A 22,360-nucleotide genomic window follows, 5' to 3' on the forward strand; every position below is an offset into this window, starting at 1 on the left:
GGGGAGAGTGTGCCCGATTTCGGACGAGAAAGGAATTTCCTAATTGTTGCGGGGGCTTGCGCCGGTTCAGAGCGGAAGAAGGGCGAGCCCGCCGGCAAAGCTCGCCGCGCCCGCACCCGCTGCCAGCAGCAGGTTCCGCTTCGCGAGGAAATAGACCGCGAAACCGATCGCCACGGCGCCGAGCCGGAGGGCGAGCGGGGTTTCCGCGAGGTCGCCCGTGGGCAGCACCGCCATGCGGCTGATCAGACCGGCGACGGTGGCGTAGGAGACGCAGGCGATCCAGCGGAAGAGCGCGCCCTCGGTGTCGATCTTCGAGGCGAGCAGGGCGCCGAGCGCGCGCCAGAGGAAGGTGACCGCCGCCGCCAGCAGGACGAGGGCGAGGGGAGAGACGGCGGCGCCGCTCATCGCCGCCTCCCGAGCAGGGCATAGGCGAAGCTGCCGCCGATCACGCCGGTCAGCAGGACGCCGTAGTTCGGCTCGAGCGCATGCAGCGGCGGGCCGAGCACGGCGCCGGCCGCCACCGCCAGAATGACCAGCCGGTCCCGGTTCTGCGCGAACAGCAGCGAGAGGAAGATCACATTCAGAAACACCAGGGTCATGCGGGCGATATCGGGCATGTCGGCGGAGAGCCAGTAGCCCGCGAGCGTGCCGATGCAGCCCATGGTGATGCAGAGCGTGGCGACCGGCCAGTAATAGGCCATGGCGGAAGGCAGCTGCATGCGCTGGCTCGCCGCCATGCCCATCGGCCAGGTCGTTGCCGACATCAGGTGCGCGATCAGAAACTGGCGCGGCAGGTCGGGCGACGCGCTGCGGAAGGTGCCGACCAGGATGGTGGCCATCGGAAAGAACCGTACGCTCGCCATCGAGACGGCAAGCAGGATGACGAACAGATCGGCGCCGGAGGCACTCAGATCCGCCATTGCCACCTGGCCCGGCATCGCCCAGACCAGAAGGGTCGAGAGGAAGGCCTCGAAGGCGGAAAAGCCGCTCGCATTGGCGAGCGAGCCGAAGCCGAGCATGGTGGAAAACACGACGATGGACGGCACCGCCAGCCCGTGGCGAACACCTTGGTAGAATGCCGTGCGGCGGTCCGGGCCGGGGCCGGACGTCTCTTTCCCCGCCTTCATGTCCTGTTCGGTCCCCTGTTGTTCGGAACCGGAAACCTGCCAGATCGTTCCCGGGCCTGGCTACGAAAAGCCGACCCCGGATGGCGCCGCGGCGGGATGCCGGGACGGCGGAGAAACCGGGTGGCCCGACGCGCCGTCAGCCTATCGGGGAGCGTCGAGGGCATTTCGCACGTTTGGCGCTAATGTTCGGGGGCGGAACGGAAGAGCCGCTTCCGACAAGCGAAATTTGCCATATTGCGTCTGGATTCAATGCCGAAAACCGGACACACTCCCCGGCTTGAAACAGGGTGCGACAACAAAAACTCCAAAGCACCGGCATCAGACGAGCGAGCCAGGGAGGCCGTATAAATGCATCAGGACCGACTGATCGAAGTGAACGATCTTCGGGTACATTTTCCGCTGGACGACCAGACCGTCAAAGCGGTCGACGGGGTTTCCTGGCATATCGACCGGGGCGAGACTCTGGCCGTGGTCGGGGAGTCCGGCTCCGGCAAGTCCGTGACCGCTATGACGCTGATGCGGCTGACCGATTATGCAGGCGGTCAGATCGTTTCAGGAGACATCAACTTCCGCCGCAAGAACGGCGAGGTGATCGATATCGCGACATCGTCGCAGGGTCTGATGCGGGATATCCGCGGCAACGACATCTCGATGATCTTCCAGGAGCCGATGACCTCGCTGAACCCGGTGTTCACCATCGGTTTCCAGATCGCCGAGACGATCATGCTGCACCAGGGCAAGAGCGAGCAGGAGGCGCTTGATCTCGCGCTCGAGATGCTGAAGCTGGTGCGCATTCCGGAGCCGGAGAAGCAGCTCACCCAGTATCCGCACCAGCTCTCCGGCGGCATGCGCCAGCGCGTCATGATTGCCATGGCGCTCGCCTGCCGGCCGAGCCTGCTGATCGCGGACGAGCCGACCACGGCGCTCGACGTGACGATCCAGGCGCAGATCCTCGATCTGATCAAGATGCTGCAGCAGGAAATCGGCATGTCGGTCATGTTCATCACCCACGACATGGGCGTCGTGGCGGAGGTGGCGGACCGCGTCGTCGTCATGCTGAAGGGCGAGAAGGTCGAGGAAGGCCCGGCCGAGCAGATCTTCCACCACCCGGAACACCCCTATACCAAGGCGCTCCTCGCCGCGGTGCCGAAGCTCGGTTCCATGCAGGGCAAGACCTTCCCGGCCAAGTTCGCCAATGTCGACGTGAACCGGGCCGAGGGCGACGTGGTCAAGGAAGGCGCGAGCGCCGAGGCGACGCTCGAGGAGATGCAGGACACGGTCCGCCACGAGGCTCCGCCGCTGCTCAAGGTCGAGGGGCTGACCACCCGGTTCGATATCCGCAAGGGCATGTTCGGCGCGGCGACGGCACGGGTCCACGCGGTTGAGGGTGTCTCGTTCGAACTGCAGCCGGGCGAAACCCTGGCTCTCGTCGGCGAATCCGGCTGCGGCAAGTCGACCACCGGCCGCTCGATCATCAAGCTGGTCGAACCGAACAGCGGCAGCATCAAGTTCGAGGGCGCCGAGCTCATGGGGCTCGACCCGAAGAAGATGCGTCCGCTCCGCCGCGATATGCAGATGATCTTCCAGGATCCGTTCGCCTCGCTCAACCCGCGCATGACGGCGGGCTCGGCGATCGCCGAGCCGATGATCGTGCACGGGCTCGCCAGGGGCAAGGACGCGGACGAACGGGTGGTCTCGCTGCTGCGCCGTGTCGGTCTCGATGCCGAGCACGCGGAACGCTATCCGCATGAATTCTCCGGCGGCCAGCGGCAGCGTCTCTGCATTGCCCGTGCCCTCGGGCTCGGTCCGAAGCTGATCATCGCCGACGAGGCGGTGTCGGCGCTTGACGTGTCGATCCAGGCCCAGGTCGTCAACCTGATGATGGATCTGCAGGAGGAATTCGGCCTCGCCTATCTCTTCATCAGCCATGACATGGCGGTGGTGGAGCGTGTGAGCCATCGCGTCGCGGTGATGTATCTCGGCGAGATCGTCGAGATCGGACCGCGCGCCGCGGTGTTCGAGAACGCCCAGCATTCCTATACGAAGAAGCTTATGTCGGCGGTCCCGGTCGCCGATCCGTCGCGCCGGAAACGGGAACTCAACCTGATGACGGACGAGATCCCGAGCCCGCTGAAGCCGATGGGCTACGAGCCGCCGAAGCGCAACTACCGCCAGGTTGGGGAAGGGCACTTCGTGCTGGAGGGGTGAACGCACCTTCTTCGGGCAAACCGGATGATCGGAAAGCGGCGCCGTGGGGCGCCGCTTTTCTTTGTCGCGGCATATCGTTCAGAGACGATCCGGGACAGCTTGGATGGACGCCGGATTTTTCTGGGCGGCAACGATATCCGTGATAGAAACGCCTCATGTTCGGGGGGCGCGGAAGACAGGCTAGGGGACGGGGCATTTTCATGTCCCTGCTGCTTGTTGTTTCGCTTCTCTCGCATGCCTTCGGACCGCTCGACGGGTTGCCGCGCAAGGACGGGTTTGCGGCGATTTGCACGGGGGACGAGATTGTCTATATCCCGCTCTCCTCGCTCGGCCTCGAGCCGCCGCGGGACGAGGAGCCGGCACCGAAATCCGACCAATGCCCCTGGTTCGCACAGTTCCATGCGATGGCGGCCGATCCTGCAGCGGATGGCCGGGATGCGGCCTATTTCTCCCGCGTTCGCTTCGTGGCGGTTGCCGCGGATTTCGACGGGAGCCTTTCCCTCAAGACATCTCTGGCCCGAGGACCGCCTGATCTCCCGGTCTGAGTTCTAGGCCGTTTGGTGAATCCTCTGCCGGTTCCGCGTCGGTGCGGAGCGGCATCCCGTTGCTATGGATGAAAAAATGAAACCTTCTGTTTCCGGCGGAACGCCAGTTTCCGCGCTGTATCGTGCTGTCTGGCGATGGCACTTCTATGCAGGCCTCCTGGTCCTGCCCTTCATGATCCTTATCGCCGTAACCGGCGCGCTCTACCTCTTCAAGGACGAGATCAACGACGCCCTCTATGGCGACCTGAGTCATGTCCGGCCACTTGCGAGCGCGCAGCTAGCACCGTCCGAACTGGCGGGGCGGGCGCTTGCGGCCTATCCCGGAAAGCTGAAAGGCTACAATCCGCCTTCCGGGCCGGACCGGGCGGCCCTCGTGAAGGCGGTCGGCGAGGATGGTGTGAAGACCGCAATCTACGTCAATCCCTACACAGGCGCCGTTCTCGGCAGCACCTGGGATGCCGGATTCGCCGGATCGACACTGATGTGGACGATCCGCAAGCTGCACAGCCTCGAATATATCGGCTGGTTCGGGAACAGGGTCATCGAATGCGTCGCCGGCTGGTCCGTCCTGCTGGTGATTACAGGCACCTATCTCTGGTGGCCGCGTGGACGCAATGTCGGAGCGTTCCGGCTTCGCAAGACCTCCGGGCGGGCGCTCTGGCGGGACCTACACGCGGTGACCGGGATCTATACGGCAGGGTTCATCGTATTCCTCGCGCTGACTGGATTGCCGTGGTCGGGCGTATGGGGAAAGCAGTTCTATGACCTGTCCTACGCGGCTGGTATAGGCATGCCGGACGGATATTGGAGCAAGTATCCGACATCGACCGTGCCGACGGCCGAAGCGTTGGAGAAATCGCCCTGGATCCTGGAGAACCAGCCGATGCCGCTTTCCAGTGCGGCAAAGGGCGTGCCGGTCGGTCTCGATACTGTCGTTCGCACGGTCGAGGAGGCTGGAATCCATCCGGGATACTCGATTGCGGTGCCAGGCGGCCCCGAGGGCGTCTTCACGGCGTCTGTCTATCCCGACGACGTTTCCCGGGAGCGGGTGATCCATCTCGATCAGTATACCGGCGAGGTTCTGGCCGACATGGGATTTGCCGATCTCGGCGCACTCGGCCGGGCTGCGGAGTGGAGTATCAGCGTCCATATGGGCCAGGAGTTCGGCGTTCTGAATCAGATCGTGCTCTTGCTCGCCTGTATTGCGATCGTATTGATGTCGGTCTCTGCGGCGGTGATGTGGTGGAAACGTCGCCCAACCGGGCAAATCGGTGTTCCGCCGATGCCGAGGGACTGGCGCCTGCCGAGAACGGTGCTGGTGATCGCCATATTGCTGGGAGCGTTCTTCCCGCTTGTCGGCTTGACACTTCTGCTGGCGGCCGCGATCGAATGCGGGTTGCTCATCACGGCCCGCTGGAAGGCAGCATGATCCTTACTTTGCCCGTGAGTGGTCGAGGTGCGGCTTCCGGGCCGACCATCGGTGACTTCGGGTAAAAAAAACCCCGCCATCTGGCGGGGTTTTTTGTGTTTTATGTATGGGCCTCACCGGGTCCGCAGTTTCGGATCCAGGATGTCGCGGACCGCGTCGCCGAAGAGGTTGAAGCCGAACACCGCGATGGTGATCGCAAGACCCGGCCAGATCGGCACCCAGGGTGCGCTCTCGGCATATTCCTCGGCTCCACCCTGCAGCATGAGGCCCCAGGCCGGTGTCGGCTCCTGCACTCCAAGACCGAGATAGGAGAGCGAGGCCTCGAGCAGGATTGCCTCCCCGAGGAAGGCGGTCAGCATGATCAGGAAGGGCGCCACCACGTTGGGGGCGATGTGCTTCATGATGATCCGGATATGCCCGTAGCCGATCGAGCGTGCGGCATCGATATAGGGCATCTCGCGGACCGCGAGCGCGCTGGACCGGACCACGCGGGCGCAGCGCGGAATGAAGGGGATGGTGATCGCGATGATCACCTTGTCCGTGCCGGTCCCGAAAATGGCGACGATGGCAAGGGCCATGATGATCAGCGGGAAGGCCATGAACACATCGATGATGCGCTGCATGATCATATCGAACCAGCCGCCGAAATAGGCACTTGCGACGCCCAGTACCAGCCCTCCGAACGCGCCGACGATGGCGCAGACGAAGCCGACGAAGAGCGCTGTACGCGCGCCGTAGACGATGCGCGAGAACAGGTCTCGGCCGAACTGGTCGGTGCCGAGCAGGAAATCCCAGCTCGGCGGGACAAGCATGTGTTCGAAACTGTTCGCCTCCGGGTCGTACGGGGCAATGACATCTGCGAAGAGTGCCATTGCCAGCATGACGATGATGACGATCGCGCCGCCGGTGCCGAGCGGCTGGCGACGCACGAGCCGGCCGACATGGTCCATGACCGTCGTGCGCCGGAACCCGGTGTTGGACTCGGGACCTGCTTCCATGGTGCTCATGTTCTGCATCTCCCTCAGCTGTAGCGGATGCGCGGGTCGAGCCACGCATAGAGCACGTCGACGACGAAGTTCATGACCACAAAGATGGTCACGACCAGCATCACCAGTGCCTGAGTCAATGTGTAATCGGACTGGGTTACCGATTCGACGAAGAGCTTGCCGAGGCCGTTCAGATTGAACACCTGCTCGGTCACGACGAGGCCGCCCATGAGGAATGCGAACTCGATACCGATGATGGTCACGACCGGCAGCATCGCGTTCTTCAGCGCGTGCTTGTTGATGATGACCTTTTCGATCAGCCCCTTCGCCCGCGCGGTCCGTACATAGTCTTCGCGCAGCACCTCAAGCATGGCCGAGCGCGTCATGCGTGTCGCCACGGCGGAGTACCTGTACCCGGTCGCAAGCGCCGGCCAGATGAGCTGCGACAGGTTGTGCATCGGGTCCTCCCAAATCGGAAGGTAGGTGATCGGTGGCATCCAGGGACGCCCCATGAATTCCTGGGTTCCGATAAGCAGCCCGAGAATGATCAGGATCCCGAGCCAGAAGGACGGCATCGCAATTCCGGCGATGCTGAAGCCCCGGATCACGTAATCGACCATCGTGTTTTGCTTCGCGGCGGAAATCACGCCAAGCGGGATGGCGATGATGATCGAGGTCAGGGTCGCCATGACCGCGATCTGAAGCGAAAGCTGGAAGCGTACGCCGATCTCCTCGGTCACCGGCTTTCCGGTCCACATGGAAGTGCCGAGATCCAGGACAAAGAAGCCCTTCAGGTAGTCCCAGAACTGGACATAGATCGGGTCGCCCAGTCCGAGTTGGATCTGACACTGCTTGATTTGCTCCGGATCCGCGTATGCGCCTTCTCCACCGAACTTGATCAGGCAGATATCGCCCGGGACAAGCCGCAACAGGAGGAACACCAGGATCGCCGCTCCGACCAGAGTCGGGAGCAGCATGAGCATGCGTTTGACGATGTATCCGTACATGCCTGCCGTCTAAAGCCTTCTTTGGGAAAAGGACGGCCGCCCCGCACGAGGCGGGACGGCCGACATCATTCTTGGGTGATCAGCCGCCGAGTTGGCGCTTCTTTTCGGCCTGATCGATCCAAACGTTATCCAGAGCCTGGTTCAGATAATGGCTCGGTGCGATCTTCCAGCCCTTCACGTAGGAGCGGTGCGGGTTGATCTTGTACCACCACAGCGTGATGAACTGGGACGCCAGCTCATCCAGCACCCGCGCTTCGTACTTGCGGATGATTTCGCGCTGCTTGCCTTCGTCACCTTCGGCCAGGAGCTCATCGTACCATTTCACCAGCTGCTCGTCCTGGAAGTAGGCGTAGTTCGCGCCTGCGCCCGGAAGGAACTTCGAGATGTCGGCGATCGGGTTGATGATCGACTGACAGTTGAAGTCGAGCGAGATCGTGAAGTCTTTCTTGGTCCGCAGCGTTGCATAGAACGGAGTGGAAGGCTGAACCCACTGCTCCGCCTGCACGCCGATCTTCTTCCACTGGTCGATCAGCCAGGTGCCGACAACCTTGTAGGGCTGGTCGACGCCGCGGTTATGCAGAGTGACCTTCAGGTTCTCGTGACCGGCTTCCTTGAGCAGACGCTTCGCTTCCGCCCGGTTGGCCTCGATATCGTTGCCATAGCCGGCAAGCTTGGCCAGTTCGGCTTCGGTCGCCGCAAGCGGGTGACCCGGGAAGACGATGCCGCCCACCGTCTTCACGATGGCGATCTTGGAGAGGTACTGAGAGCCGCCCTTGCGATCGATCGCGAGGGACAGGGCCCGGCGGACCCGCGGATCGTCCATCGGCTTGACCTGGTGGTTCGGCGTCACGATCAGGACGCAGTTCCAGTCGCTTTCCTGGACCGTGATGTCGTCACCGAGCGCTTTGACGAGGTCGTCACGCGCTTTCGGCGGGAAACCGCGGAACTCGATGTCGGCCTGGCCGCCGCGGATCGCCTGCAGGCGCACGGACATTTTCGGAGCCGAGATCGCAGTGAAGCCGTCGAGGAACGGACGCCCCTCGTGGTGATAATCCTCGTACTTGACGCCCTTCACATGGCTACCGGGAACATGCTCGACAAAGCGGAACGCGCCGGATCCATTGATGTTCTTCTGGTGCCAGGTGTAGCCGTGCTGATCCAGGTCCTTCTTCGCGTAGATGAAGTTGAACGGCATGGCGACCGACGGCAGGAAGGTGCCGGTCGGGTTTTTCAGCTTGAAGACGACCGTGTAGTCGTCCGGCGCGGTAATCGACTCGACCGAACGGAAATAGGCGACGCGGTTGGAGGCGATGCCTTCCGGCGGAAACGCGATCTTGTCGAAGGTCGCCTTGACGTCATGCGCGGTCAGCGGCGTTCCGTCATGGAACTTGATGTCCTTGCGGATCTTGAAGGTGTACTTCGTGCCCCCTTCGGTCGCTGTCGGAACATCGCCCTCGCACACATCGCAGATGAAATCGGTCGGCGAGGACGGGTTCTCGGGATTGACCCGGATCAGCACGCTGTAGAACGGGCGGATCGGGTGGATCATGCCAAAGGTGGACTCGATATGCGCGTCGTAGGACGGGATTTTCGAGCCGACCACCATGCGCAATTCATCGCCATATTGCGGTGTCTCGGCCTTTGCGGCGGCGGGGCCGAACAGGGCCGCGACACCGATGGCCAGCGCAGTGGTGGCGGTAGACCGCCAAAGCTTCTTCATGGACGTTACTCCTTCCCTAATGCGGAATTCTTGTTTGAGAAGGCGCGGTTTGTCGCGCGCAGCAACGCCTCTTCGCACAGCGAAGAAGACACTCTTGCCATTTGGGAGCGTTGCCTGACGTTCCTCCGTTCGCCTACCCTTTCGTCGGTCTGCTAACCGTTGTTTTCCGGTCTTCCAGCCGAACGAACTGTATACCATTGTCCCGGCTTTCGATTTCCGGTCAAGAAAACTGTGCGCTGGGCGCAGGCTTTTCCGGAGTACGGGAACGCAACAATAATACGAACGGGGGCTGAAATGGTTAAAGCGCTGTTCTTCGATGTCTTCGGAACGGTGGTCGACTGGCGCAACAGTATCGCCGCAGAGGTCGAGCGGCTTTCGGATGCGAAAGGGCTCGGGATCGACGGTCAGGCCTTCGCGCTGGCCTGGCGCCGACGTTACCAGCCGGCGATGAAGGTGGTCCGGTCCGGTAATCGGGGGTTCGTCGCGCTCGACACGCTGCACCGTGAAAACCTGATCGAGGTGCTGGCGGAATTCGGCATCGACGATCTGAGCGAGGCGGAGATCGACGAGTTGAACCGGGCCTGGCATCGTCTCTCGCCCTGGCCGGACAGCGTGCCGGGTCTGACGCGGCTGAAGAGGAAGTTCATTATTGCCACGATGTCGAACGGCAATGTCGCGCTCATGGTCGATATGGCCAAACATGGCGGCTTGCCGTGGGACATGATTCTCGGTGCCGAGATTTCGCAGACCTACAAGCCTGATCCGGAGACCTATCTGACCGGATGCCGCCTGCTGCATCTGGCGCCGGAGGAGTGCATGATGGTCGCCGCGCACAATAGCGATCTCGTCGCCGCCCGTGACCTCGGCCTGAAGGCCGCCTTCATCGCCCGCCCGACGGAGTATGGGCCGGAGCAGACGGTTGATTTCAAGGCCGAGCACGAATTCGACGTGGTCGCCGAGTCGATGGAGGGCGTCGCCGATCAGCTCGGGTGCTGAGCGCGGGAGAGGGAGGACGAGCCATGGCCGTAAAGAGCCCGATAGAGAATTTCGCCGGTTTTGTCGCTGGCCTCGACAAGGCGGATATGCCGGAGGTGGCGCGGCATCATGCCCGGCGTTGCGTCCTCGACTGGTTCGCCGCCACGGTGCCGGGAGGCGTTCTGTCTCCGGCGACGCTTCTTCAAAGCGCCGTCGCGGAGGACCTAGATCGCGGACGCGCCCGGCTGATTCCGTCCGGCCGCAGAGCGACCGCGCGGGCGGCGGCATTGATCAACGGCGCCGCATCGCACACCGTCGAATTCGACGATATCTACAGGGACGGACTGTTCCATCCCGGGGTTGTGGTGATTCCGGCGGCGCTTGCGCTTGCCGAGGACAAGGGCGTGTCCGGCGAGGTTTTCCTGCGGGCCGTGATTGCCGGGTACGAGACCGCCAACCGGATCGCCGCCGCGGTCAATCCGGCGCACTATGATTTCTGGCACACGACGGCGACCGTCGGGTTCTTCGGCGCTGCCGCGGCATCTTCCGCGGTCCTCGGCCTTTCCGCGTCGCAGACGGCGCACGCGCTGGCCAGTGCCGGCACCATGGCGGCGGGGTTGCAGCAGGCCTTTCGCGCCGAGGCGATGAGCAAGCCGTTGCATGCCGGCCGGGCGGCCGAAGGCGGCCTGCTCGCGGCCCGCATGGCGGAAGCGGGGATCACCGGTGCGCTGGACATTCTCGACGGTGCGGCCGGGTTCGGCGCGGCGATGAGCCGGAACGTCGACTGGACCGCCGCGGTCGCCGGCCTCGGGACGGACTGGACCATCGAGCGCACGACGCAGAAGAACCATGCGGCGTGCGGACATGTGCACGCCGCTGTGGATGCCGCGTGGGAGATCGTCACGGCCAACGGCCTTGCGGTCGGAGATATTGCGCGCATAGAGGTCGGGTCCTATGCGAAATCGCTCGAGATCTGCGGCAATGCGGATCCGAAGACGGCCTTCGAGGCGAAGTTCTCGCTCCCCTATTGCGTCGGTGCGGCAATCGCGACCGGCGCGGTGCGGATCGCCGCCTTTACGCCCGAGGCGCTCGCCGACCCGGACATTCGAGCCATCGCAGCGAAGGTCGACCATTCGGTTGATCCGGACTGCGAGGCGGCATTCCCGAAGAAGCGGTCCGCGCGGGTCGCAATCGAGACGGTGGACGGACGCCATTTCAGCCACCACGCACCCACCCGCAAGGGCGATCCCGATGCCCCGCTCAGCGATGCGGAACTCGACGCCAAGTTCACGGAGCTGACGGCGGATGTCCTCGGCGGCGGGAGCGACGCTCTGCGAGACGCGATCTGGCGTATCGACACAATGCCGACGCTGGCGGCTTTGCCGGTCGGTGCTCCCGCGCTCAAAGCCGGATAAAGCCGTCGACCGTGTCGAGCCGGCGGGTGCGTGTGTCGACCCGGTCGGACGTATTTCCTTCGATCGTGTCGAAGGTCTCGTTGCCCGGATTGTGTGAGGTGACGAACCCGGTGTGGCCGCCAACCAGTTTTCCGGTGCGGTCGTAGCGCGCCATCAGGAAAATGTCGCCGCGGACCGGCGGCGAGGCGCCGGAGGAGAAGTAGCTCCCGGACTTCTTTCCCCAGCGCCTGAGGCCCTCGACCCAGGCGAGATGTCCGAACGGGCTGGTGCCGTGCTGCTCTACGCACCAGCTGACGAAATGGCAGCACCAGGCCTCGCGCCGCCCGCCGGTAAACGGATCCACCTCCGGCCCGCCATTCGAGCCTTTCGGTTCTTCCTTGGCGCCGAACTCCTGTTCGGCTGTCGTGACGGCTTTCCGGCCGTGCGCGGACGCACCTTTCGACGGTTTGTATTGATCGGTGCCGTCCGGTCTGGATTGTCGGGCATAGACTTCGTCGTCGGACGTCCCGCCGCCGGTCTCGGGCGCCTTCGGGGCGGAAGGTGCGCGTGGTGCGGACGGGTGCGCGGGGCCGGCGTTGCCGCCGCCGTCGAACCCCAGATCCGGCAGAGAAAACCCTGGCAGCGGACCGAAACCGGGAAGCGCGTTCGGCAATCCGGATTTGCTTTTCCTTCCGGTCCTTCCGGTGGGTAAGCGGAATGCTGAGAATCCCCCGGTGGCGGAGGTGCCGCGCCGGCGAAAGAGTTGTGTGAGATCCAGGCTCATTGCTCCTCTCCGCCCCGTCGGTCGGATCCGATGGCTTCCGCGGTCTCCAGATCGAGCAGTGTCACCCGCAGACTGTGCAGGGCCGCCGGCGGAGCCTCGCGCAAGGTCTGCGCACCGAGCTCGATGACGACACCCGCCTGCGCGTCGGTTCCGGCCACCAGATACGAGAAGGCAATTTCCGCCCGGGTAATGGCGAGCGGCGGCCGGTCCTCGTCGCCGGCAAGTGATTCCGCCCTGGCGAACTCGCCCTGCAGCAGAGCCAGGAACTCGGATAACGGTATCCTGAGGCCGGTGCCCGCCCGCGGTGTCGGTGTCCGTGCCAAGACTTATGTCTCCCTGCCGTCCGGATCGTCGTCGGGACCGCCTACGGGATCGCCGTCGGGATCGTGATCGGTTTCTCCGTCGGGATTGTCACCGTCCGCATCGTTGTCGGGAAGCTCGACCGTTGCCTGGATGGCGCCCTCGAGAAGGCCGAGGATCTGGTCCCAAGGAGCGTCCTCGGTCGGCGATTTCAGCGTCAGTCGGATGTCCATCTTGCCGCGTTGACTGGTCGTCCGCTTGCTTTTCGAAACGATGCGAGCATTGAGTTTCGAACGCGCGCGTTCGAACCGCACATTGCTGCGGTCCAGGCGCCTCACGATCCGACGGCCAAGCAATGTGCCGCCCGGGGCCGCGCCGGTGTCGGGTCCGGTCCCTTCGGTCTCCGCCTCCTGCTCGATCTCCACCGTCAGGTCGATGGTCGCGTCGCTGACCTGAATCGCCGGAAGACGCATGATCGAGAGCAGGGGGACCGAGACGGTCGCACGGTGATTGGTCGCCGAGCCGGCTTCGCGCGGATCGGGCAGTGACCGCTCCATTTCGAAGGAAAGTTTCCTGATTTCGGGCGGTCGCGAGGTGCCATCGGCAGCCGGCGGTACCTCCTCCAGACCGTATTCCAGAATGAAATCGAGAACCTGTTTTTCGGCCTCCACCTGGGCTTCCTGCAATGCGGTGATCGGGGCGGCAAGCAGAGAGCCGAGGGCGGCGGCATTGTCCCCGAAACTCGATCCGTTGGGCATTTGACTATCCCGAGGTCTAGGCGGTTTCGACCTGCGCGGTGATGGCGTCGTTCAGGATCGACAGCACGCGCTGGAAGCCTTCCGGCACACGCTGACGTGCATTCATCGTCATCTTGAGCGTTGCGCTGCGGTCGGTTTCGTGTCGGGCCGAGCGCTGATAGGTGGCGGAGACATTGAAGTTCGTCTTGAAGTTGGCGGTCGTCTCCGTGCTCGCCGAAGCACCGAGCTTGAATTGAGGCAGGCCGATATTGGCGCCGACCGTATTCTTGATATTGAGGCTCGCGCTCGTCGTGCTGCTGGTGGCGAGCTTGAACTGGTTCGACTTGCTCATCACGTCGCGGATCTTGAATTCGAAGCTGACCGAAAGATCCTCGATCGAGATATGCGGGGCTTCCACCATTGAGAGCAGGGGCACCGTGAGTTCAGTCGTTTTTTCCGTCGCTTCTCCGGTTTCCGGATTGACGACCGTGCTCTCGAACTCGAACGGAATCATGACGACCTTGCGGGCGCCGCCGGTCCCGCCGCTGTCTTCCTCGAAGCCGACAAGGTTGACGAACTCCGCAGTGGATACAGCGGACATGGCTTGCGCCTCTATCGCCGCCGTCAGTGGGCCGGACAACATTTCGCCGAGAGGAAGCGCCGAAAGCTCGGCGCCGATATTTACCTTTGCCATGACAATACCTCTACTTTCCGAATGGTTTATTTATATCGAACGGTCCCCATTTCGTATGGAGTTCATATGCCTGTATGACGAATTAATGTAACTCAAAATAGCGTTGTATTGTAAATTCTTCTCTTTTTGGGGGAATTACTGAATTGATCGGTGTTGCCGCGTCGGAATATTTCCCAAGTGGAGTCAGGATGTTGACGGAAAGCGCTGTTGAGCGAACGGCGTCCGGGTGGGACAGTCGCGGCGACAATAATTCACCCGGGAGGCGGACTTGGATTTCAGTTTGAGCGAGGAGCAGCGGCTCTTCCAGGATGCGGTGCGCGGTTTCGCGGAGCGTCATTTGCGCGACGGCGCGCTGGCCCGGGCACATGAGGACGGCTTCCCCTTCAAGATCGCCAAACTGATGGCCGAGCAGGGCCTGATGGGGATCACCTTTGCCGAGGAGGATGGCGGGCAGGGTGGTTCGGTGATGGACGCGGTGCTCGCGATCCAGGCTGTCGCGGAAGTCTGCCCGCGCAGCGCGGACGTGATCCAGGCCGGGAATTTCGGCCCCATCCGGACCTTCGCCGAATATGCGACGCCGCTGCAGAAGGAAAAGTGGCTCACCCGCCTGCTCGCGGGCGAGATCGCGATCTCGCTGGGGATGAGCGAGCCCGAAGCGGGCTCCGCGGCGACCGAGCTCGTCACCTCGGCCACTCCCGACGGGGACGGCTTCCGGGTGAACGGGAGCAAGGTCTTCTCCACCCACAGCCCGGAAGCGGAAATCTTTCTCATCTATCTCCGCTACGGCCCCGGGATCGACGGCATTGGCTCCGTGATTCTCGAGCGCGGACAGGAGGGATTCACTTTCGGCGAGCCGGTGCGCTATGTCGGCGGTGAGCATTGGTGTCAGCTCTATTTCGACAATGTCCATGTCCCGGCGGAAAATGTCCTTCTCGGTGAGGGCGGGTTCCGCAAGCAGATCTCGGCCTTCAACGTGGAGCGGATCGGCAATTCCGCCCGCGCGCTCGCCTTCGGCCGGCATGCCTTCGAGATCGCCCGTGAACATGCCCTGACGCGCAGGCAGTTCGGCCGCGAACTCGCCGACTTTCAGGGCATCCAGTGGAAGTTCGCCGAGGCGGCCGCGCAGATGGAGGCGGCCCAGCTGATGCTCTACAAGGTCGCGACGGAAGCCGCCGACCGGCTGCCGTCCGCCTACGACACGGCGATCACCAAGCTGCTTTGCAACGAAGCCGGCTTCCGCGCTGCCAATGACGCGATGCAGGTACTGGGTGCGCTCGGCTATACCGAGGAGAGCCTGGTCGAATATTGCTGGCGGCGGACCCGCGGTTGGCAGATCGCCGGCGGCAGCCTCGAGATGATGAAGAACCGGATCGCCGAAGGCGTTTTCGGGCGCCGCTTCTCGCAACGGCCGCCGAAAGCGAAATAGTCGAGCCGCGGGCGCGTCGTCTTGCCTGATCGGCATTTGGGTCGGCGTCGTCCGCAACCCGGAGATGGATATCAGCAGACAATGACTGACCGGGCAGAAGCGGCGCCGCGTTCTGGCATGGCACCCGTGCCCCGAACGGCAGTTTCGCGGCACGAATTGATGCTTGAAAATCAGATGGTCGGGACGATCCGTCGGCCCGCGTCTCCATGTCTTGCCGACTGGCCTGTAGATGACCGAATACATTCCACCGCTGCTGGCGCTCTTCGCGGCATTCTTGTTCGCCGTCGGCGGGCAGTTCCAGGGCCTGGGGGTCCAGACTCTGGACTCGCGCACAGGGGCCGCGATCTCCATCGTTTTTTCCGCGCTGATGTACTGGATCGTCGCGCCGATCTTCATGGACTGGTCCTACTGGCTGCATCCGGTGGTTCTTGTTTTCGCCGCGGTCGGACTGTTCCGCCCGGCGCTTTCGGCGAACCTCTCGGTCATTGGCATCCGCTATCTCGGCCCGACTCTGGCCTCGACCCTTGCGTCGACCTCGCCGCTCTGGGGCCTCGTCCTCGGTATCTTTCTGCTCGGCGAACATCTGACGCCGGCAACCGCGCTCGGAACCGCCGGGATCGTGGCGGGTGTTTTCCTCTTGTCCCGTCGCGGAAACCTGAGCACGCATTCCTGGCCGCTCTGGGCTCTGCTCTTTCCGCTTGGCGCGGCCATGCTGCGTGCCGCTGCGCATGTCCTCTCCAAGTTCGGGATGGAGTTCATTCCGGATCCCTATTTCGCCACACTTGTCGGGTTTACCGTTTCGGCGGTCATCGCGACCGGCGCGCGCTTCGTGAAGAAGGTCGACGCGCCGTTTGTCTGGAATGCATCCGGGCCGAGATGGTTCGCGTTCGCCGGGCTCGCGTTCGGCTTTGCCGTGCTTTGCCTCAATCAGGCGCTGCTGCTAGGCGAGGTCGTGACCGTGGTGCCGATCATTGCCGCAGCGCCGATCTTCAGCATGATCCTCAGTCTGGTGATCTTTCGCCGCGAGGTGCTGACCGCGAAGATTGCGCTGGCGGTTCTGATCGTCTGCGCTTCGGTGGCGCTGATTGCGTTCTACCGCTAGGCCGGTACGACCACTTCTCCGGTCATCAGCAGCCGCGCCGTACGGGTGACGCTGACGGAGCGCACTGTCGGCGCACCGTCCAGGCTGACATCGGTACCGATCGGCAGTATCCCGGAAGGATTGGCGAGCCGCACATCTCCGTCGGATTTCCTGGCCAGACCGGCCGGAACGGTTCCGGGGATCCGGCTGGCGACGGCGGTGCACATGGCGCCCGTCAGCGGCAGCACCCGATGAACGTTCTCCATCGAGAGCATCCGGACGGCGAGGTCGGCGGCGGCGGGATCGATCGCCTTGCCGGCGAGATCCTTTGCGGAAAGCGGCGTGCCGACGAAGGCGATCTTCGGCACCGCCGCCGGCGCAGCGCTTTCTTCATCCGCAAGCCCCATCAGCACGGCCGCCTTGCGGCGTAGATCCTCCAGCAGGATCGTCAAAGCGGTGTCGCTCTCCAGATCCCGGATGGTCTCGTTTCCACTGCGCCCGAATGCCCCGGCATCCAGAAAGACGCAGGGATTGCCGACATCGATCAGGCTGGCCTCGAAGACACGGCCGTCTTCCGCTTCGATCAGATCCTTCAGATTTCCGCTGGGGAGCAGGCGTCCGGTTCCGGCGCCGGCGGGATCCAGGAAATCGAGACGGATCGGAGATCCGGTTCCGGCAACGCCGGGAATGGCGAACGCGCCGCTCTCGACCGCGCGACCCTCCGAGACTTCCAGCTGGGCGATCAGCATCTTGTTCGTGTTTGTGTTGAAGATGCGGACGGAGGCCGGCCCGTCGTCGCGCCGGATAAGCCCGCGCTCGAGCGCGAACGGCGCGACGGCGGAGGAGAGGTTTCCGCAATTGGAGCTGTAATCGACCAGAGCTTTGGCGACAGAGACCTGGGCAAAGGTGAAATCGAGGTCTGCCTCTTCGCGCAGGCTCGCGGAAATCACCGCGGCTTTCGAGAGCGAGGAGACGCCGCCGCCCATTCCGTTCAATTGACGTTCGTAGGGATCGGGGCTGCCGATGACGGAAAGAAAAAGCGGATCCCATAGCGCATGTGCCGCCGGGAGGTCGTCAGCGGTGAAGAACACGCCCTTGCTGGAACCGCCGCGCATGAAACAGGCCGGGATCCTGGTGCTGGGCATGGGGCGGCTATCTCTCGTTGGCGGGGGCCGCGGGCGTCGGAGGGAAGGTCAAGGTCACAGTAGTTCCGCGGCCGAGCTCGCTTTCCACGCCGATCGTACCGCCCATCGCCTCGGTGAGCCGCTTGGAGACATGCAAGCCGATGCCGAGGCCGCCGGCCGTGACATTGCGCTTGGCTTCGGAGCGGACATAGAGATCGAAGACGTTGGCGAGAACCGCCGGTGCGATCCCGGTTCCGGTATCGGTGACTTGAACTTTCACGCCGGTCGTGTCGCGCCAAAGCGCCAGGGTGACCGTGCCGCCCGCATCGGTGAACTTCACGGCATTGCTCAGCAGATTCAGCAGGACCTGTCTCAACCTCTGGGGGTCGACGGGATGGCGCACCGGTTCCTTCGGCAGCAACAAGCGGATTTTCAGCTTCTCAGCCTTAACCCGCGGATCGATCACGGAATGGCATTCCCGCAGGATTTCTCTCAGGTCTGAGCGCTCGAGTCTGAGGCGCAGATTGTTATCCTCGATGAGCGAGAGGTCGATAAGTTCATTGATCAGGTCGAGCAGGTGCCGAGCCGAAACGCCGATGGTCTTCACATAGTCGGCATATTTCTCGTGCGGCATCGGGCCGAGAGTCTCGTGCTGGATCATTTCGGAGAATCCGATGATCGCATTGAGCGGGGTACGCAACTCGTGGCTCATCGTGCCGAGGAAACGGCTTTTTGCGACATTTGCGGCATCCGCCTCGTCGACCGCTTCGGTCAGTGCCTTCTCGATCTCCACATGACGCGTACTGTCCCGCAAAGAGGCGGTGAACATGACGCCGACTTCGGTGGGCACGCGCATCATCGACATCTCGACCGGGATGAGGCTGCCCTGCCGCTGTCTGGCGAAGACTTCCCGGTGCAGGGTCGGTGCGGCTTCCACGGGACGCGCAAGGAGGCTCTGACGAATGGAGCGATGCGCGGCACGGTCGGCGTTGGGAAACAGTATCTCGGCCTGCTGGCCGATCAGGTCGGAGGCCTTGTAGCCTAGCAGGTGTCCGAGCAACCTGTTGGCGCCGCGGATGATCCCTTCGGAATCGAACACGACCAAGGGGTCCGGAACCGCATCGATCGGAATCGGCAGATCGTTTTGACTAAGACCTTCCGAGGCCTTGCCAAATGGCGGCTCTGAATCGTTCCCCAAGTTACCTTGGCCCCGGAGGCTTGTATGCGGCAATGTGGTCGTTCCCGGCTGATTTCTGTGAACAGATCCGGCCTGCCTATCCCCCCCAACCGAACAGGCGGCCGACGGCCATTCTTTGCCGCCACGTCACAAGACTAAGTGCAAACGGGTTCTCAATCCACTTTATTTAGTAGTGGGTTTAGTGAAATTGTATTCAATTTGGAATGGTGGTTCGGCGTCGCGAGTCACCTCAAAATGGATTGTCTCCCGCCAGGGTTATCCGGTGCATCAGCCTCCGAAATCCTTGATAATCGTTAATCGGGTAATGCATCGCTGCCCGGTTGTCCCAGAACGCCAATGCACCCGGACTCCAGCGAAATCTGCAGGTGAATTCGGGCTGGATCTGATGCTCGAAGAGGAACTCCAGAATGGGCGTGCTCTCTTCTTCGGTCATGCCCTCGAAGCGGATCGTATGGGCCGTGTTGACATAGAGCGCCTTGCGTCCGGTTTCAGGATGCGTGCGCACGACGGGGTGACAGGACTGCAACTCGTCACCCTTCATACCGGCCGAGGCATGTTTCATCATATCGGTCCGGGTCTGCTGGACCCGGCTCTTGCCGGATATGTGGATCGCCTTCAGCCCTCCGAGCAGGTCCTTCATGCCGTCCGAAAGCGCCTCGTACGCGAGATACTGGTTGGCGAACAGGGTATCGCCGCCATAGGGAGGCAGTTCGAGGGCATAGAGCATCGTGCCCATCGGCGGCTGCTGCTGGTACACCGTGTCGGAATGCCAGATGCCGCCGAAATTGTTGCGGTCCTCTTCGCGTTTCAGGATCGGGGTGATCTCGGGAAAATCTTCGAGTCCCTTGACGAAGGGATAGATCACTGGCTCGCCAAAACGCCGGGCGAAAGCCAGCTGCTGCGCCGGCGTGAATTCCTGCCCCGGCAGGAAGATCACGAGATGTTCAAGCAAGGCCTGGCGGAGTGCCGAAACTGATCCATCGTCCAGCTCGCGCGACGCGTCGATGCCATGGATTTCGGCGCCGAGAGCTCCCGCGAGCGGACGGATGTCAAGCGTCTGCTCGATCTGCCTGGATTGCGCCATCCTGTCCTCCCTGCCGCAATTGACATGCGTTGCTGCAATCTAAACTGACGGCAGTGCCGTCGGGCAAGCGGGAGCTGCGATCTATTCCACGGAGCGGCTGGGAGCGGCCAGGCGGCGGACCTCCTCGGGGCGGAGGCCTTCCGCGCGCAGGTCGTGAATGGAGGTCGACAGGGCGCGCTTTGAGAGCCGCTTACCTTCCTCGTCCAGCAGCAGTCCGTGATGGTCATAGTCCGGCGTGGGCAAACCGAGGAGGGCCTGCAGCAGCCGGTGGATATGCGTCGACTGGAACAGGTCCTCGCCGCGGGTCACCAGGGTCACCCCCTGCAGCGCGTCGTCGACGGTGACCGACAGGTGGTAGCTCGTCGGAATCTCGCGCCGTGCCAGCACGACGTCACCGAAAAGCTCCGGCCGGGCCTGCTGGAGGCCCTTGTTCCTGTCGTACCAGGAGAGCGGACCGGTCCGCTCAAGCGCCCGCGCCATGCGGAGCCGGAGCGCATAGGGCGTGCCGTCCTTCGCCCGCCGCGCCCTTTCGTCTGCGGAAAGCAGCTTGTCCGTATCCGTGGGAGCGCTCTCAGGAGTTCCGTGCGGTGCCGAGAGCGCTTCGCTCAGTTCGCGGCGCGAGAGGAAGCATCGATAAAGCAGATCCATCTCCTCCAATCGGTCGAGCGCGGCCTGGTAGTCGGCGAAATGTTCCGACTGGCGGCGCACCGGTTCCGGCCAACTGAGGCCGAGCCAGCGGAGGTCCTCGATGTTCCGCCGCTCGTATTCCGGTTTGCAGCGGGTGAGGTCGATATCTTCGATCCGGAGCAGGAAGATGCCGCCTCCGCGCTGCGCCGCCTCCGCCGCAAAAAGTGCCGAATAGGCATGCCCCAGATGGAGGTCACCGGTCGGCGAGGGGGCGAAGCGCGTGACGGTGCGACGCTCGGATATGACTGGGGACGGGGAAGACAGGACTTGGGTCTCCAAACTTGGCGGGACGCGGTTCCTGCTATAGGTAGCTTAGCCGGTACGGGAGCGAAACCTGTCTCCCGACGGCTTTATTGGAGAGACGGTAATGATCGAACTCGACGGCCCCCGGATGGAAGCGGCCAGCGGCGGGAAGCCGACAGCGCTCGTGGTGCTGCTGCACGGGCTGGGTGCGGACGGCAACGACCTGATCGGGCTGGCGCCGGTCTGGGCGCCGCATCTGCCGCACGTCGCCTTCGCCTCGCCGCATGCACCGTACCCCTGCGACATGGCGCCGTTCGGCCGGCAATGGTTCAGCCTGCAGGTGCGGACCGAAGAGGTCATGCTGAAAGGCGCGCGAGAGGCGGCACCGATCCTCGAGAACTATCTGGCGCAGGAACTGGAGCGTCACGGGCTCGGCTGGGACCGGCTGGCGCTGGTCGGGTTCTCCCAGGGGACGATGATGTCGTTGCATCTCGCGCCGCGCCTCGAGAATGCACCGGCGGGTGTGGTCGGGTATTCCGGTGCCCTGGTGGGCGGAGGCCTTCTGGCGGACGAGATCAGGGCACGACCTCCGGTCTCCCTGATCCACGGCCAGGCCGACGAGGTCGTGCCGCATGGTGCGATGCCGGCCGCCGAGGCAGCCCTTGTGAAGGTGGGGATCGAAGTGGAATCGTTGTCCAGGCCGGGCCTCGGGCACGGGATCGATGAAGAAGGGCTGCGTCGCGGACTTGCTTTTCTGCAGCGTGTACTACCTGAATAGCGGCGGATATCAGGGGATTTTCAACGCTTCTTCGCGGTGCAGAAAAACCCGGTGACAAGTTACAAAAACCGTAACAATATATTGTTATCCAAGCTTTGCAGTTGAAGCACAACGTGTTGGAAACAGAGGTCGGCGACACATGTACATCGTGATACCCCACAATATGTTGTGGTCGGGCGCGGTACTCTCTCGCCGGCTTCCTAGTCGGTAAGCCCCGGGCCGGAGGGAGAGACACGCATGAATGTTCAATCGGCGGCTCATCCCTCTCCGGCACTTGTTCTGAACGCGGATTTCAGACCGCTCAGCTATTTCCCGCTTTCTCTCTGGGCCTGGCAGGATGCTGTGAAGGCGGTGTTCCTCGACCGGGTCAATATCCTTTCCGAATACGATCATGTGGTGCGCTCGCCGAGCTTCGAGATGAAGCTGCCTAGCGTGATCGCGTTGAAAGAGTTCGTGCCGCAGTCGCGGCGGCCGGCCTTCACCCGGTTCAACGTCTTTCTGCGCGACCGTTTCTGTTGCCAGTATTGCGGAGCCCGCTTCCCGACTCATGATCTGACCTTCGACCATGTGGTGCCGCGCTCGCGCGGCGGCCGGACGAGCTGGGAGAATGTGGTTACCGCCTGCGGTGCTTGCAATCTGCGCAAGGGCGATCGGATGCCGACTCCGAAAGGCTTCATGCCGATCGTCAAGCCGGCCCAGCCCTCGACCTTCCTGTTGCAGGAAAACGGCCGGGCCTTCCCGCCGAACTACCTGCACGAGAGCTGGCGCGACTTTCTCTACTGGGACAGCGAGCTGGAGCAGGACGAATTCGACAGCCAGCCGTCTTTCTAAGC

Annotated in this window: 22 protein-coding genes; 9 read left to right on the forward strand and 13 right to left on the reverse strand. The window is 63.1% G+C overall.

What is annotated here, in order from left to right:
- Positions 1-66: 66 nt before the first annotated feature.
- Both ACOOE1_RS20055 and ACOOE1_RS20060 read right to left on the reverse strand, forming a co-directional pair.
- Entirely contained in the window at positions 67-405 is a 339-nt protein-coding gene (locus tag ACOOE1_RS20055; RefSeq protein WP_420403977.1) for an AzlD domain-containing protein, read from the reverse strand.
- On the reverse strand, positions 402-1,127 hold the full coding sequence (locus ACOOE1_RS20060; protein WP_420403978.1) for an AzlC family ABC transporter permease: 726 nt from the start codon (positions 1,125-1,127) through the stop codon (positions 402-404). The genes ACOOE1_RS20055 and ACOOE1_RS20060 overlap by 4 nt, the downstream gene beginning before the upstream one ends.
- A gap of 348 nt (positions 1,128-1,475) precedes the next feature.
- On the opposite strand from ACOOE1_RS20060, the gene ACOOE1_RS20065 reads away from it, so the two are divergent.
- From ACOOE1_RS20065 to ACOOE1_RS20075, 3 genes are all read left to right on the forward strand, one after another.
- On the forward strand, positions 1,476-3,335 hold the full coding sequence (locus tag ACOOE1_RS20065) for an ABC transporter ATP-binding protein (RefSeq protein ID WP_420403979.1): 1,860 nt from the start codon (positions 1,476-1,478) through the stop codon (positions 3,333-3,335).
- Positions 3,336-3,535: 200 nt separating this feature from the next.
- Positions 3,536-3,880, forward strand: a complete 345-nt coding sequence (locus ACOOE1_RS20070) for a hypothetical protein (RefSeq protein WP_420403980.1) — start codon at positions 3,536-3,538, stop codon at positions 3,878-3,880.
- 76 nt (positions 3,881-3,956) lie between these two features.
- Positions 3,957-5,309: a PepSY-associated TM helix domain-containing protein gene (locus tag ACOOE1_RS20075; RefSeq protein WP_420403981.1), complete on the forward strand. Its 1,353-nt coding sequence runs from the start codon at positions 3,957-3,959 to the stop codon at positions 5,307-5,309.
- Positions 5,310-5,422: 113 nt separating this feature from the next.
- Here the strand turns inward: ACOOE1_RS20075 and ACOOE1_RS20080 are convergent, their stop codons facing one another.
- The 3 genes from ACOOE1_RS20080 to ACOOE1_RS20090 all read right to left on the reverse strand — a co-directional run bounded on the left by ACOOE1_RS20080 (position 5,423) and on the right by ACOOE1_RS20090 (position 9,022).
- A complete protein-coding gene (locus tag ACOOE1_RS20080) occupies positions 5,423-6,316 on the reverse strand; it encodes an ABC transporter permease (RefSeq protein ID WP_420403982.1) in 894 nt (297 codons plus the stop codon).
- Between the two features lie 14 nt (positions 6,317-6,330).
- Complete coding sequence (locus ACOOE1_RS20085) at positions 6,331-7,302, reverse strand: ABC transporter permease (RefSeq protein WP_420403983.1); 972 nt, start codon at positions 7,300-7,302, stop codon at positions 6,331-6,333.
- A 79-nt stretch (positions 7,303-7,381) separates the two neighbouring features.
- Positions 7,382-9,022, reverse strand: a complete 1,641-nt coding sequence (locus tag ACOOE1_RS20090; RefSeq protein ID WP_420403984.1) for an ABC transporter substrate-binding protein — start codon at positions 9,020-9,022, stop codon at positions 7,382-7,384.
- Positions 9,023-9,316: 294 nt separating this feature from the next.
- Between ACOOE1_RS20090 and ACOOE1_RS20095 the strand changes: the two genes are divergently transcribed.
- Both ACOOE1_RS20095 and ACOOE1_RS20100 read left to right on the forward strand, forming a co-directional pair.
- Positions 9,317-10,018, forward strand: coding sequence for a haloacid dehalogenase type II (locus tag ACOOE1_RS20095; protein ID WP_420403985.1), 702 nt, complete (start codon positions 9,317-9,319; stop codon positions 10,016-10,018).
- Positions 10,019-10,041: 23 nt separating this feature from the next.
- Entirely contained in the window at positions 10,042-11,412 is a 1,371-nt protein-coding gene (locus ACOOE1_RS20100; RefSeq protein WP_420403986.1) for an MmgE/PrpD family protein, read from the forward strand.
- Here the strand turns inward: ACOOE1_RS20100 and ACOOE1_RS20105 are convergent.
- The 4 genes from ACOOE1_RS20105 to ACOOE1_RS20120 all read right to left on the reverse strand — a co-directional run bounded on the left by ACOOE1_RS20105 (position 11,399) and on the right by ACOOE1_RS20120 (position 13,906).
- A complete protein-coding gene (locus ACOOE1_RS20105; RefSeq protein ID WP_420403987.1) occupies positions 11,399-12,064 on the reverse strand; it encodes a CHAP domain-containing protein in 666 nt (221 codons plus the stop codon). The two genes, ACOOE1_RS20100 and ACOOE1_RS20105, sit on opposite strands and share 14 nt — an antisense overlap.
- Before the next feature lie 107 nt (positions 12,065-12,171).
- On the reverse strand, positions 12,172-12,498 hold the full coding sequence (locus tag ACOOE1_RS20110; protein WP_420403988.1) for a hypothetical protein: 327 nt from the start codon (positions 12,496-12,498) through the stop codon (positions 12,172-12,174).
- Between the two features lie 3 nt (positions 12,499-12,501).
- Positions 12,502-13,233, reverse strand: coding sequence for a DUF2589 domain-containing protein (locus ACOOE1_RS20115; protein WP_420403989.1), 732 nt, complete (start codon positions 13,231-13,233; stop codon positions 12,502-12,504).
- A 16-nt stretch (positions 13,234-13,249) separates the two neighbouring features.
- On the reverse strand, positions 13,250-13,906 hold the full coding sequence (locus ACOOE1_RS20120; RefSeq protein WP_420403990.1) for a DUF2589 domain-containing protein: 657 nt from the start codon (positions 13,904-13,906) through the stop codon (positions 13,250-13,252).
- A gap of 268 nt (positions 13,907-14,174) precedes the next feature.
- On the opposite strand from ACOOE1_RS20120, the gene ACOOE1_RS20125 reads away from it, so the two are divergent.
- Both ACOOE1_RS20125 and ACOOE1_RS20130 read left to right on the forward strand, forming a co-directional pair.
- Positions 14,175-15,332, forward strand: coding sequence for an acyl-CoA dehydrogenase family protein (locus ACOOE1_RS20125; protein WP_420403991.1), 1,158 nt, complete (start codon positions 14,175-14,177; stop codon positions 15,330-15,332).
- Between the two features lie 229 nt (positions 15,333-15,561).
- Entirely contained in the window at positions 15,562-16,434 is an 873-nt protein-coding gene (locus tag ACOOE1_RS20130) for a DMT family transporter (protein ID WP_420403992.1), read from the forward strand.
- Here the strand turns inward: ACOOE1_RS20130 and ACOOE1_RS20135 are convergent.
- The 4 genes from ACOOE1_RS20135 to gluQRS form a co-directional block, all read right to left on the reverse strand.
- Positions 16,431-17,558 carry a 2-methylaconitate cis-trans isomerase PrpF family protein gene (locus ACOOE1_RS20135; protein WP_420403993.1) on the reverse strand — a complete coding sequence of 376 codons (1,128 nt, stop codon included), beginning with the start codon at positions 17,556-17,558 and terminating at the stop codon, positions 16,431-16,433. The two genes, ACOOE1_RS20130 and ACOOE1_RS20135, sit on opposite strands and share 4 nt — an antisense overlap.
- A 7-nt stretch (positions 17,559-17,565) precedes the next feature.
- Complete coding sequence (locus ACOOE1_RS20140) at positions 17,566-18,768, reverse strand: PAS domain-containing sensor histidine kinase (RefSeq protein ID WP_420403994.1); 1,203 nt, start codon at positions 18,766-18,768, stop codon at positions 17,566-17,568.
- Between the two features lie 196 nt (positions 18,769-18,964).
- Positions 18,965-19,819, reverse strand: a complete 855-nt coding sequence (locus ACOOE1_RS20145) for a TauD/TfdA dioxygenase family protein (RefSeq protein WP_420403995.1) — start codon at positions 19,817-19,819, stop codon at positions 18,965-18,967.
- An 81-nt stretch (positions 19,820-19,900) separates the two neighbouring features.
- Positions 19,901-20,785 (reverse strand): tRNA glutamyl-Q(34) synthetase GluQRS, encoded by an 885-nt coding sequence (gluQRS, locus tag ACOOE1_RS20150; RefSeq protein WP_420403996.1) that lies wholly within the window; start codon positions 20,783-20,785, stop codon positions 19,901-19,903.
- An 88-nt stretch (positions 20,786-20,873) separates the two neighbouring features.
- On the opposite strand from gluQRS, the gene ACOOE1_RS20155 reads away from it, so the two are divergent.
- Entirely contained in the window at positions 20,874-21,527 is a 654-nt protein-coding gene (locus ACOOE1_RS20155) for an alpha/beta hydrolase (RefSeq protein ID WP_420403997.1), read from the forward strand.
- Between the two features lie 237 nt (positions 21,528-21,764).
- Positions 21,765-22,358, forward strand: a complete 594-nt coding sequence (locus tag ACOOE1_RS20160) for an HNH endonuclease (protein WP_420403998.1) — start codon at positions 21,765-21,767, stop codon at positions 22,356-22,358.
- The last annotated feature ends 2 nt before the right edge of the window (positions 22,359-22,360 follow it).

The organism is Nisaea sp. (assembly GCF_965216895.1).
Taxonomy (GTDB): Bacteria; Pseudomonadota; Alphaproteobacteria; order Thalassobaculales; family Thalassobaculaceae; genus Nisaea.

Coding starts and splice junctions, on each gene's coding strand:
- ACOOE1_RS20055 (WP_420403977.1), bottom strand. CDS start 405: ATGAGCGGCGCCGCCGTCTCTCCCCTCGCCCTCGTCCTGCTGGCGGCG.
- ACOOE1_RS20060 (WP_420403978.1), bottom strand. CDS start 1,127: ATGAAGGCGGGGAAAGAGACGTCCGGCCCCGGCCCGGACCGCCGCACG.
- ACOOE1_RS20065 (WP_420403979.1), top strand. CDS start 1,476: ATGCATCAGGACCGACTGATCGAAGTGAACGATCTTCGGGTACATTTT.
- ACOOE1_RS20070 (WP_420403980.1), top strand. CDS start 3,536: ATGTCCCTGCTGCTTGTTGTTTCGCTTCTCTCGCATGCCTTCGGACCG.
- ACOOE1_RS20075 (WP_420403981.1), top strand. CDS start 3,957: ATGAAACCTTCTGTTTCCGGCGGAACGCCAGTTTCCGCGCTGTATCGT.
- ACOOE1_RS20080 (WP_420403982.1), bottom strand. CDS start 6,316: ATGAGCACCATGGAAGCAGGTCCCGAGTCCAACACCGGGTTCCGGCGC.
- ACOOE1_RS20085 (WP_420403983.1), bottom strand. CDS start 7,302: ATGTACGGATACATCGTCAAACGCATGCTCATGCTGCTCCCGACTCTG.
- ACOOE1_RS20090 (WP_420403984.1), bottom strand. CDS start 9,022: ATGAAGAAGCTTTGGCGGTCTACCGCCACCACTGCGCTGGCCATCGGT.
- ACOOE1_RS20095 (WP_420403985.1), top strand. CDS start 9,317: ATGGTTAAAGCGCTGTTCTTCGATGTCTTCGGAACGGTGGTCGACTGG.
- ACOOE1_RS20100 (WP_420403986.1), top strand. CDS start 10,042: ATGGCCGTAAAGAGCCCGATAGAGAATTTCGCCGGTTTTGTCGCTGGC.
- ACOOE1_RS20115 (WP_420403989.1), bottom strand. CDS start 13,233: ATGCCCAACGGATCGAGTTTCGGGGACAATGCCGCCGCCCTCGGCTCT.
- ACOOE1_RS20120 (WP_420403990.1), bottom strand. CDS start 13,906: ATGGCAAAGGTAAATATCGGCGCCGAGCTTTCGGCGCTTCCTCTCGGC.
- ACOOE1_RS20130 (WP_420403992.1), top strand. CDS start 15,562: ATGACCGAATACATTCCACCGCTGCTGGCGCTCTTCGCGGCATTCTTG.
- ACOOE1_RS20135 (WP_420403993.1), bottom strand. CDS start 17,558: ATGCCCAGCACCAGGATCCCGGCCTGTTTCATGCGCGGCGGTTCCAGC.
- ACOOE1_RS20145 (WP_420403995.1), bottom strand. CDS start 19,819: ATGGCGCAATCCAGGCAGATCGAGCAGACGCTTGACATCCGTCCGCTC.
- ACOOE1_RS20155 (WP_420403997.1), top strand. CDS start 20,874: ATGATCGAACTCGACGGCCCCCGGATGGAAGCGGCCAGCGGCGGGAAG.
- ACOOE1_RS20160 (WP_420403998.1), top strand. CDS start 21,765: ATGAATGTTCAATCGGCGGCTCATCCCTCTCCGGCACTTGTTCTGAAC.